At 73.5% G+C, this 10,709-nt stretch carries 7 protein-coding genes and 1 pseudogene; 4 read left to right on the top strand and 4 right to left on the bottom strand.

Annotated features, from left to right (window positions below):
* Positions 1-419: 419 nt before the first annotated feature.
* Positions 420-1,427, top strand: coding sequence for a C40 family peptidase (locus D450_RS0125085; RefSeq protein ID WP_026128756.1), 1,008 nt, complete (start codon positions 420-422; stop codon positions 1,425-1,427).
* 1,193 nt (positions 1,428-2,620) lie between these two features.
* On the opposite strand, the gene D450_RS0125080 is transcribed toward D450_RS0125085, so the two are convergent.
* Positions 2,621-4,420, bottom strand: a complete 1,800-nt coding sequence (locus D450_RS0125080) for an AMP-dependent synthetase/ligase (protein WP_017541380.1) — start codon at positions 4,418-4,420, stop codon at positions 2,621-2,623.
* 275 nt (positions 4,421-4,695) lie between these two features.
* Here D450_RS0125080 and D450_RS0125075 point away from each other — a divergent pair, with 275 nt between their 5' ends.
* The 3 genes and pseudogenes from D450_RS0125075 to D450_RS0125065 all read left to right on the top strand — a co-directional run.
* Complete coding sequence (locus D450_RS0125075) at positions 4,696-5,235, top strand: hypothetical protein (RefSeq protein ID WP_017541379.1); 540 nt, start codon at positions 4,696-4,698, stop codon at positions 5,233-5,235.
* 266 nt (positions 5,236-5,501) lie between these two features.
* Positions 5,502-6,449, top strand: coding sequence for an ROK family glucokinase (locus tag D450_RS0125070; protein ID WP_017541378.1), 948 nt, complete (start codon positions 5,502-5,504; stop codon positions 6,447-6,449).
* A gap of 115 nt (positions 6,450-6,564) precedes the next feature.
* Positions 6,565-6,717: pseudogene (locus D450_RS0125065) on the top strand (IS481 family transposase); the annotation flags it as partial.
* Between the two features lie 275 nt (positions 6,718-6,992).
* Here D450_RS0125065 and macS read toward each other — a convergent pair.
* The 3 genes from macS to D450_RS0125050 all read right to left on the bottom strand — a co-directional run bounded on the left by macS (position 6,993) and on the right by D450_RS0125050 (position 10,462).
* The gene (gene macS / locus D450_RS0125060) at positions 6,993-8,405 is read right to left on the bottom strand and encodes a MacS family sensor histidine kinase (RefSeq protein ID WP_017541376.1); all 1,413 of its coding nucleotides are present in this window, start codon (positions 8,403-8,405) and stop codon (positions 6,993-6,995) included.
* Between the two features lie 399 nt (positions 8,406-8,804).
* Complete coding sequence (locus tag D450_RS0125055; protein ID WP_017541375.1) at positions 8,805-9,698, bottom strand: hypothetical protein; 894 nt, start codon at positions 9,696-9,698, stop codon at positions 8,805-8,807.
* Complete coding sequence (locus D450_RS0125050; RefSeq protein WP_017541374.1) at positions 9,695-10,462, bottom strand: alpha/beta hydrolase; 768 nt, start codon at positions 10,460-10,462, stop codon at positions 9,695-9,697. The genes D450_RS0125055 and D450_RS0125050 overlap by 4 nt, the downstream gene beginning before the upstream one ends.
* Positions 10,463-10,709 lie beyond the last annotated feature (247 nt).

Below are 10,709 nucleotides of genomic sequence, written 5' to 3'. Positions count from 1 at the left end.
CCCCCCCGCCGCCGCAGGCCTGCGGCGGCGGGCGGCGTACCGTATCGGGCGATTCCGGCCACCCCGGAATTCCCGCTCGAAGGTAACGAATCGGTTGAGAAGGTGGCGGGGATGCACTACTGTTCCCGCCGAACCGGGTCGTTCCTCTCGCCGCCACCCGGGCGGCGACGATCCGGACCCGCCGAACTCCGCCGCGGGAGGCCTGTCGGCCCCGCGGGAGCGGAGACCGGAGCACCGCGCACGGCGACGACCTCCCGAAGCGGCCCCCCGCCGCATCCGCCGTCCGCGGACACCTGCCCCCGAACCGGGCCGCGCAGCGTCGCATGAGCCGTGCGTGCCCCTCCGGTAGGCGGACCACGGGAGAAAGGTGGGCCACCACCGTGCACGATCCACGCGAGCGCGGTCCCTACCGCCGCCGCATGGCGGCCGCGGGCTTCGTCGCCGCGGGCGCCCTTTTCGCCTCGACCGTCCTCCCCGGGATCGCGTCGGCCGATCCCACCGCCGACGAGGTGCGCGAGCGGATCGAGAAGCTGGAGGAGGAGCACGCCGAGCAGGCCGCCGCCTACAACGAGGCCAAGCAGGACCACGACGCCGCCCAGGAGAAGCTGGACGACATCGAGGCCGACCGGAAGGACGCGGCGGACAAGCTCGACGGGATGCAGTCCGGTGTCCGCGAGCTCGCCACGGCGGCCTACAGCGGCGACGACTACACCTCGGTGCCCTACCTGACGACGTCCAGCGGACCGGAGGATGCGCTCCGGCAGGCTTCCGACCTGGGTTACCTCTCGCAGAGCCAGCAGGACCGCCTGGACAACTACGTCCAGGAGAAGCGCAAGCTGGACGAGCTGGAGGCCTCGGCGGAGGAGACCGAGAAGGAGGCCGAGGAGCGTCTCGACGACGCCGAGAAGGCCAAGGAGAAGGCCGAGGAGAAGCTCGACGAGCAGCAGTCGCTGCTGGACGACCTGACCGCCGAGGAGCGCGCCGAGGCCACCGAGGGTGTGGACGGCGGGGCCCAGGAGTCCTCCTCCTCGGGCGGGTCCGGCGGAGGGGCGACGCCGCCGCAGGTCAACGGCAACGCCCAGGCGGCGGTCAACTTCATCTACGCCCAGATCGGCGACTCCTACAGGATGGGCGCCAACGGCCCGGACGTGTGGGACTGCTCCAGCCTGGTGCAGGCCTCATGGCGTGAGGCGGGGGTGAGCATCCCCCGAACCACCTACCAGCAGGTCAACGTGGGCACGAAGGTCTCGTGGGACCAGTTGCAGCCCGGCGACCTCATCTTCTTCTACGACGGGCCCAGCCACGTCGGCATGTACGTGGGCGGGAACAAGATGGTGCACGCCTCCACCTCGTCGAAGCCGGTGCTCGAGGTGCAGCTGAACAGCTACTACCAGAGCAAGTTCCACTCGGCCGTGCGGGTCGGCTAGCGCCCCGCGACCGGACGCGCACCGGACGCGCACCGGACGCGCAGCGCGGACGAAGGGGCCGCGGCACCCGAAAGGGAGCCGCGGCCCCTTCTGTGCGCCGGGGAGCCGAGGGCGGTGTTCGCGTGGGCATTTCCTGCGCAGTGGAGCCCTGCTTCCGTGAGGGGAGAGAGCCGGTGCGGGGCGGCGTCCGCTGGAACGGTGGAACTTTCGGCCGCGTTCTTCTGAGCGGTGCGACCGCTGCGGCGTGATCGGCGACCCCACCCCCCCGGGGCGCGCCCCCTCCTTGTCGTTGATCTCGGGAAAGCCGGGGTAATACTCGCCGGTATTACCCCGGCTTTCCCGAGATCAACGGGGGTGTCGATGCGGGCGGCAGGCAGTGCTCCCCGGGGGCGGCCTTGGGCCGTCCACCGACGGGCGGGGCGCCGGTCAGGGCTGCGAAGGCGGCTCGGGTTCGGCTCGGAGTCGTGGCGATGGTGCTGAACCGGTCGGACGGGGACGACACCATCCCAGTGGGCGTGATGTCGTGCAGGATGGCGCTGTGGGCGGCCGTGTGGGCGCCGCTCAGATGTTGTGCGGCGCACTCCCGGACCGATGAGTCCGGGGGCTTTGTGAGGGAGCGCTGTGCCCAGGGGCGGGCGCAGTCGATCGCCCCATGCCTGCCCGACATGGCCGAGAGGCGTGATCGCTTCAGTCTACGAGAGCCTCCGGCGCTCCGAACGGTGTCCGGGCCAGGGCGTATGTGTCGACCAGGGGGCCGGTCCGACCGGGCCGACCAGTTCGTCCTGGAAAGCGTTGAGATGCGCGCTGGGGGCCTCAGGGGGCGATCGGGGGCCCGGGGGCCTGTGCGGCTTCGGTCGGCGCGACAGGGGCGTCTGAGCGATGACGGGAAGCGGGGGCTTCTGAAAGAGGCAGGCCTGCCGGGGCCACCGGTATCGGCTCGCCCCGTGCCGCTGCCCCTCTCAGGGGCGGTGCACATCGTGCAGGGGGTGTTCCCACCGGTCCCGATCGGTGATCCGTACAGCCCCCGTGCCGGGCGAGCGAGGTCTGGCGAGAGGCGATCGCAGCCGCGGACGGACATACCGCGTCAGCGGCGCCTCCCCTCCGTCCTGTAGCCCGGTACAGGCATGCGCAGGGCCGGGCGCGTGGCGCCCGGCCCTGTCGGCGGTCTTCCGGCGGTGCGGCCGGAGGGGAGCTCAGCTGTCGGAGTAGAGCGCCTCGATCTCCTCGGAGAACTGCTGGTTGATCACGTGGCGCTTGATCTTCAGCGAGGCCGTCATCTGTCCGCCCTCCTCGGAGAAGTCCAGCGGCAGGATCGTGAACTTGCGGACCGACTCGGCCCGGGAGACGGCCTTGTTGGCGTCGTCCACCGCGTTCTGCACCTCGGCGACCAGGTCCGGGTCGTCGACCAGGTCCGGGATGTCGCCGCTCTTGCCGTTCTGCTCCTTCCAGAAAGCAAAAGCGTCCGGATCGATGGTGATCAGCGCCGAGACGAACTTGCGGTTGTCGCCGACCACCATGCACTGGCTGATGATGGCGTGGCCGCGGATGCGGTCCTCGATCACCGCCGGGGCGACGTTCTTGCCGCCGGCGGTGACGATGATCTCCTTCTTGCGGCCGGTGATGCTCACGTAGCCGTCGTCGTCGAGGGTGCCCAGGTCACCGGTGCGGTACCAGCCGTCCTCGTCGAAGGCGTCCTTGGTGGCGGCGTCGTTGTTCCAGTAGCCGCGCATGACGTGGTCGCCCTTGCAGAGCACCTCGCCGTCCTCGCCGATGCGGATGGACACCCCGGGGAAGGGCGCGCCGACGGTGCCGATCTTGTTCAGCTGCGGGGTGTTGACCGCGGTCGGGGCCGAGGTCTCGGTGAGGCCGTACCCCTCGATGATGGTCAGGCCCACGCCGCGGAAGAAGTGGCCCAGCCGCTCGCCCAGCGCCGACCCTCCGGACACGGCGTAGCGGGCCTGCCCGCCGACCGCCGCCAGGATCTTGCCGTAGACCAGCTTGGAGAACAGCGCGTGCTTCAGGCGCAGCCCCATCGGCACGTGCCCGGTGCTCAGCGCGCGGCTGTAGGCGATGGCGGTCTCGGCGGCGGCGTGGAAGATCTTGCCCCGCCCCTCGGCGGTGGCCTTCTGCTCGGCCTTGTTGAAGACCTTCTCGAACACCCGGGGCACGGCCAGCAGGAACGTGGGCTTGTACACCCCGAGCGCGTCGATCAGCTCGGGCCCGGTGGAGGGGAAGTGGCCCAGGGCCGTCTTGGACTCGATGCAGCCGATCTGGATGATGCGGGCGAAGGAGTGCGCCAGCGGCAGGAAGAGCAGCGTCGAGCGGCCCTCCAGCGTGAAGACCTCCTCCAGCGGGCCCTGGATGACGTTGAGGATGGTGAAGAGCAGGTTGCGGTGGGTCAGCTCGCAGCCCTTGGGGCGGCCGGTGGTGCCCGAGGTGTAGATGAGCGTGGCGAGCTCGTCCACGCCGCCGGCGGTGCGGCGCTCCTCGATCACCGCGTCCTCGATCTCCGAGCCGGTGGCGGTGAACCGCTCCATGCCGCCGTCCTCGATCTCCCACACGTGGGACAGCTCGGGCAGCTCGGCGCGCACGGCCTCGACGCGGGCGGCGTGCTCGGCGGTCTCCACGAAGACGGCCCTGCTGCCCGAGTCGCCGAGGATCCACTGGACCTGCTCCTCGGAGGAGGACTCGTAGATGGGCACGCTGACCGCGCCCACGGACCACACGGCGTAGTCGATGGCGGTCCACTCGTAGCGGGTCCGGGCCATCAGGCCGACCCGGTCGCCGTGCTCGATCCCGGCGGCGACCAGCGCCTTGGCGATGGCCACGACGTCGTCGCGGAAGGCCTTGCAGGTGACGTCGCGCCACTGGCCCGACTCCTGGCGCCGGAGCGCGACGGCGGTGGGCTCCTGCTCGGCGCGCGCGAAGACGGTGTCGGGCAGGCGCGCATCAGAGGAGATCTCTGCCTTGACGGGTCGGCTGAATTCGCGCACGTTCGGCTCCTGGACAGACGGGGTCGACGAGGGGACGTGACGACGGTAACAAGTTCGGCTACTCGTCGGTAGAACCTGTTCCAGGTTCGGTATCGGATGGTGACCGAACAGGGCCGTTCTCCGATCCCTCGGCCGCATTATGCCCCGGCAGGGGGCGGGCGTCCCTGAATCCGCTCGGGGTTTCCCCGGGTTCGGGGCCGCCGGGGGCCCGCCCCGGGGCGCGTGCGGCTACCGTGGTCGTCGAGTCCGGCTATCACGAGCAGGGGTGGGCGAGCATGGCAGGGTCCGACGGCACAGCAGGCGCGAACGGCGGCGGGAACGGCCGCGGGAACGCCGGGGCGAACGGTCGGCAGGAGGACCGGGCGGAGCGGCAGGGCGCCGGCGGCGAGGCCGGCCGCGAGGGCGGCGCCTCTGCCGAGCTGATCGACGACGCGATCCGGCTGGTCGACACGCTCCAGCGCAAGCTCATCATCGCCGGGGTGCGCAAGGGCGTGTCCACGGTGGCCTCCCCGCCGCCGCGCACCGGTGACGTGTGGGAGCAGGCGGTCCGCGAGGAGCAGGCCCCGCAGGAGGCGCCGCTGGACCGGCTGGCGGGCGTCGTGCGCACGGCGGCCCCCGAGGTCGCAGGCCACATCGGGCGGGCCGGGGTGACCCTGTTCGGCGCGCTGCAGGAGAGCTGGCGGATCGCCGGCGAGGAGTTCGCGCGCCAGCGCCGCGAGCGCGAGGAGCGGGAAGGGCGCGAGGCTGCCGAGCGCCGCGCCCGCGACGACCGCGCCCCCGAGGCGCCTCCGGAGATCACCGGGGGCCGGGACTGAGAGCCCCCGGAATCCGGGCGGCCGCCGGGGGCGCGCCGGCCGCCGCATAGGGCGGACCGCTCTCCGCCGGCTCCGAGGGGTGCGGGGCGGGGGAGCCGGGTCCGTGCCCGCGGATCGGCCTTCGGCCTTCCCCGGCATGTGCGCCCCCGATCCGGGTTCGCGACCGCCCCCGGTGGCAATCCAGGGGGCGGAGGCGGCGAGTGGTCCAAACCTTTGGTTTACTCCATTCGGTCCGTCCGTCCCGGTACACGTGAGGAGCACCCCCAATGGCGTTGACCATCGGCGTCGACATCGGCGGAACGAAGATCGCCGCAGGCGTCGTCGACCCCGAGGGGCGCATCCTGCGCCATGCGAAGGCCCCCACGCCCCGCGGGGACGGGGAGCTGCTGGCCGAGGCCGTCGCCGGGCTGGTGCGGGAGCTGCGCGAGAGCGACCGGGAGCCGCCGACGGCGGTCGGCATCGGCACGGCGGGGTTCGTCGACGAGGCGCGGTCGCGGATCGTTCTGGCGGGCAACCTGGGGCTGTCCGACGACCCGGTCCGCGAGCGCATCGCCCGACGCACCGACCTGCCCGTGGTCGTGGAGAACGACGCCAACGCCGCCGCGTGGGCCGAGGTCCGCTTCGGCGCGGGCCGGGGCTGCCGCGACGCCGTGGTCGTCACGCTGGGCACCGGGGTCGGCGGCGCGCTGATCGTCGACGGCGAGCTGCGCCGCGGGCGCTTCGGGGCGGCCGGGGAGATCGGCCACTACCGGATGGTGCCCTTCGGCCGCAGGTGCGCGTGCGGCAACCAGGGGTGCTGGGAGCAGTACGCCAGCGGCAGCGCGCTGGTCGCCGAGGCGCGTGCCCTCGCCGCGGCGGAGCCGGTGAGCGCGGCCCGCCTGCTGGAGGCGGCCGGGGGCGACCCCGAGGGGATCGAGGGCCCGGAGGTCACCCGCGCGGCCCGCGAGGGGGACCCGGCGGCGCTGCGGTGCTTCGCCGCCGTGGGCGAGTGGGTCGGCCAGGGGCTGGCGGACCTGGCGGCGATCCTGGACCCCGAGTGCTTCGTGGTCGGCGGGGGAGTGTCCGCGGCGGGCGAGATCCTGCTGAAGCCCGCGAGGGAGGCCTACGCCCGCGCGGTCACCGGAAAGGCCACCCGCAGGCTCGCCGACGTCCGCCCGGCCGAACTCGGAGGCGAGGCCGGCATCATCGGAGCGGCGGACCTGGCCCTGCGCTAGCTGTACTGACCACGGAGGTCGGTTCCAGGCCTTCGGAGTTCGACGACGAAGAAGGGTCTCCGACACAGGTGTGGATCGCCTAGATCGACACCTGAAGCACGTCAGGAGGCCCTTCGTGGCCCACCCTGCCCACGCCGACGCCGAACCGGCCCCCAACGGCCGCCCGGCCCTGGCCCGCTGCATCGTCGAGCACGGACGGCCCCTGTACCGGGCCGCCGAACGCTTCCAGGGCAGCCACACCACCGCCCGCCGACGGGCCCACCGCTTCCACACCGCGATCGACGACGGTCCTCCCGCCTCCCGCGTCACCGACCTGTCCGGCCAGAATAGCTAGAGGGGTTCGGCGGCCCGACCCCGGCTCGCGGCCACGCCCCTGTCGCACCGCTGGGCGGCCGGTCGCGCGATCCCTGAGGCGCGCGGGCGGGTGGAGGAGTACACGTCGGCCGGGGAACGCGGGCGGCATGGCGCTCTGGTGCCCTTCGAATGGTCGGGGGCGGCCCCGTGTGCGGTCGGCGCCTCCCGGCAGAAGCCTGACCGGTCCGCCTACCGGGCCGTCTCCTCCGGGACCGGGATGTGCATCTCGATCTCGGTGCCTTCGCCCGGGGCGGTGACGACCTCCGTCGTGCCCCCCAGGTCGCGGATGCGGCCGCGGATGGACTGGGACATCCCGAGCCGGCCCTCGGCCCGGGCCTCCTCCGGGCGTTCGGGAGGCATCCCCGGCCCGTCGTCGCGGACGGTCACCGTGACCTGCCCGCCCTCGTCCTCCAGCAGCAGCCACACCCGGGTGCCGTCCGGGCAGTGGCGGTCGACGTTGGCCAGTGCCGCCTCCACCGCGGCACGGATCTCGGCCACCGCCGGCGCGGGCATGCGCACCGGGTCGGCCGGGCCCGCGAACGTCACGCGGGACGACGCCAGCTCGGCCAGCGCCGCGTGCAGGTCGGCCGAGGGAACGACGGCGTCGGTCGGGGCCGGGCCGGGGGAGGAGCGGCCCCAGGAGGACACGAGGCCGCGGAGTGAGGGCACCAGGCCGCGGAGCGACGTCCGGACGCCCGCGGAACCCGTGCTCCCGGCAGCCCCCGGGCCGTCCGCACCGGCTGTGGCTCCCGCGGCCTCCGCACTGTCCGCACTGTCTGTACCGTCCGTACCGTTCTCGGGCCGCTCGACGGCCGGGCCGCCGCCGACCAGGGTGCGCAGGCGCACCTCCTGCTCCCCGGCCAGGCGCCCCAGCTCGCCCGCCTCGCCCCCCAGCTCCTCGCCGCGGCGCCGCACCATCGCCAGCACCTGCAGCACCGAGTCGTGGATCGACCGCGCCAGGCGCTCCCGCTCGGCGGTGCGCGCCTCGATCTCCACCGCCTCGGCCAGGCGCCGCTCCGCCCGCAGCGCATAGTGCGCCAGGTAGCCCATCGAATACCCGGCCAGGAGGAGCAGCACCACGCCCCGCGGCACCGCCGCGCTGATCTCCAGGCCCAGCCACACCCGGACCGCGATGTCCACCACCCCGTGCCCCAGCGCCACGCACAGCGCCCACCGGCGCCCGCCCACCACCGCCGCGGCCAGGGCCGCACCGGCGAACCACGTCGAGGTCAGCGGCGGGGCGTGGCGCAGGTAGACGGGCTCGACCACCAGCGCGGTCGCGGCCAGGCAGGCGAAGGCCACCGCCACGTCCGCGGCCGCCAGCAGCCGCTCGTCCACGGTGCCGCGGCCGGGACCGTAGGCCCACACGGTGAACAGCGTCCAGGCCGCCATCACCGCCAGCACGGCGACCGCCCCCACCGGGTGCGCCAGCAGCCGGAAGGTGTCGGCGACCATGTAGGCGGCGTAGACGAGGGAGGCCGCGCGGAACACCGCGATCGCCCGCCACAGGGGGACCTCGAACCCCGTGGCCCCGTCGCGGTCCGACCGCCGGTCCGGGGGCGGCGGGGCGCCCCCCACGCGGGTGCGGGGTTCCTGGTTCATCGGGCCACGCCTTTCGGGAAGACTCCGGGGACGGTCTTACCAGCCCTGCGCGGCCGCTTCACCCCGCCGGTCGGCCGACCGGGGGAGTGGACGACGCGCACCATGCCGGTCGGCGTCCTTCCCCGAGGGCCGAACCGGGAGCCTTGCGTCCGGTGGCGACGTCGACCGGTGCGCGTCCCGGGCAGAGGCGCGGGCCCCGGTTCGCGCACACCGCACGCATCGCGAACACCACACGCGTCTCGGCGCTTTCCCCTCGACCCCCGCACCAGGGCGGCAGGCCGGCGGACACACAGCGGATGCACACGTGCAAGGCCAATGGGGAACGGGTGTACGTCCCTGACCGAAGGAAGCCGGGGCGGCACCGCCGGAGACCTCACGGGGGAACGGTGTCGGGCGGCGTCAGACGATGGCGCCGTCGTCGGGGCCGTTGTCGCCGGAGGCGCGGTCGCCCATGCGGACCACCAGCACCACGAACCCGGCGATGAAAGCGGCCACCGCGCAGAACGCCAGCCACCCCGGCCGCACGCCCATCAGCATCGACACCAGCAGCACCGCCGGGCCGCCGAACAGCCCGCCCCAGGCCAGCCGCCCCACCAGGTCGCCACTGGGCAGCGGCGGCGGGGGCGGGGGCACGAAGTGGTCCTCCGCGTCGACGGCGTCCCGGTCGCCGCGCCCCTGGGCGGTGTCCTCGTCGTCCTCGTCGGCGCCGTCGCCGGGGGCGGTCCGGCCCCTGTGGCCCCCGCCCTCGTCGTCCTCGGTCTCCGCGGAGCGCGTCCGCCCGCGCGTGCGCCCGGAGGAGGGGGAGACGTTCTCGGCGTCCGGCCAGGACGGGGGCTCGTCGCCCTCGCCCGTCCCGGGCTCGTAGAAGCGCGCCACCAGGTCGGCCCACACCTCGTCGTCGTCCCGGGGCGGCGCGGCGCCGTCCGGCCCGGTTGCACCGTCGACGACGTCTGCCCCGTCGACACCGTCCGCGGCGTCCATGGGACGCAGAGGGGCCGCGACGCCGCCGGGCTCTTCGGCGGTCTCATCCCGGCCCAGGTCGGGAAGCTCGGTGCGGAGCACGCGCTCGGCGGAGTCGCGCTCGCGCTCGTCGACGTAGAGGTGGTCGGTGGCGGCCGCGCCGGGGGCGGACCCGGGGGCGGGGTCGGCCGCGTCGGCGTCCAGGCGGATCGCATAGGCGGCGATCCCCTCCCGCCCCAGGGCCTCCAGCATCCGGTCGGCAGAGGCCGGGGGAAGGAGGATGAGCGGCACATAGGCGTCCGCGAGCAGACCGTTGCCGCGGCGATGCGTCATCGCTGTCGTCCTTCCCCGCTTCTGCTGTGCTCGCGCACGAAGCCGAGGCTGCCCTCGAAGATCGCGGCGGCATCATTGTCCAGGGTGGCGACATGGTAGCTGTCGCCCAGCGAACGGACGGCCACCGTGGTGTTGACCGCCTTACTCGTGAGGATACGCAGACTCTGCGGCCCGATGACATGATCTTCCGGACTTCGGTAGGCCAGAACCGGCGCCCGCAGCGCGGGCATGCCCTTGCGGACCGCGCGCCACAGTTTCGGGAGTGTCGCGGCCGCAGCGGTGGGCACCCGGTCGTACCCCACCTCGTGGGCGCCGGGCCGCTTGATGTCGTCGGCCAGGCCGGCCGTGGACGGCAGCAGGCGCTTGAGCAGCGGGGCGGCGAGCAGCAGCGGGTTCTCCAACGCCAAGGACGGGTTCACCACCACCGCACCGGTGACCTTGTCCGGGTGCTCCTGGGCCAACCGCAGGGCGAGGCAGCCGCCCATCGACATGCCCATGACGAACACCTCGTCGCAGCGCCGGTTCAGCTCCAGCAGCGCGCGCTCGACCTCGGCGAACCATTCGTCCGAGGTGGTGAGGTTCATCTCCTGCCAGGTCGTCCCGTGGCCGGGCAGCAGTGGCAGCTCCACCGCGAGCCCGGCCCCGGCCAAGTGGTCGGCCCAGGGGCGCATCGACTGGGGGGAACCGGTGAACCCGTGGCACAGGACCGCCCCGACGGGGCCTCCGGGGGCGCTGAAGGGTTCGGCGCCGGGCAGCAGCGGCATGGGACGCTCCTCGCGAGGGCGGTCGGCACGACGGGCGCGGGATTACGAAGTTAACCCGCGCGCGGGGCCGTCCGGTACCCCGGCCCCCGGGCGCCGCCGGAGCCTGCATTGGTAGTCGGTCCCGACCAATGCGAAGATGGCCACGATTGTTCGTGGAAGCGGGAAGGCGATCGTGGCACGCGTGTCCGGACCCCACCCGCCGGTGCGGGGGTGAATCTCGGTGTTCTACTGGGTTGTGAAGGCGTTT

Source organism: Nocardiopsis halophila DSM 44494 (assembly GCF_000341245.1).
Lineage (GTDB): Bacteria > Actinomycetota > Actinomycetes > Streptosporangiales > Streptosporangiaceae > Nocardiopsis_A > Nocardiopsis_A halophila.
Note: the sequence above shows the minus strand (reverse complement) of the source record. Positions and strands in the feature narration are given on the sequence as shown.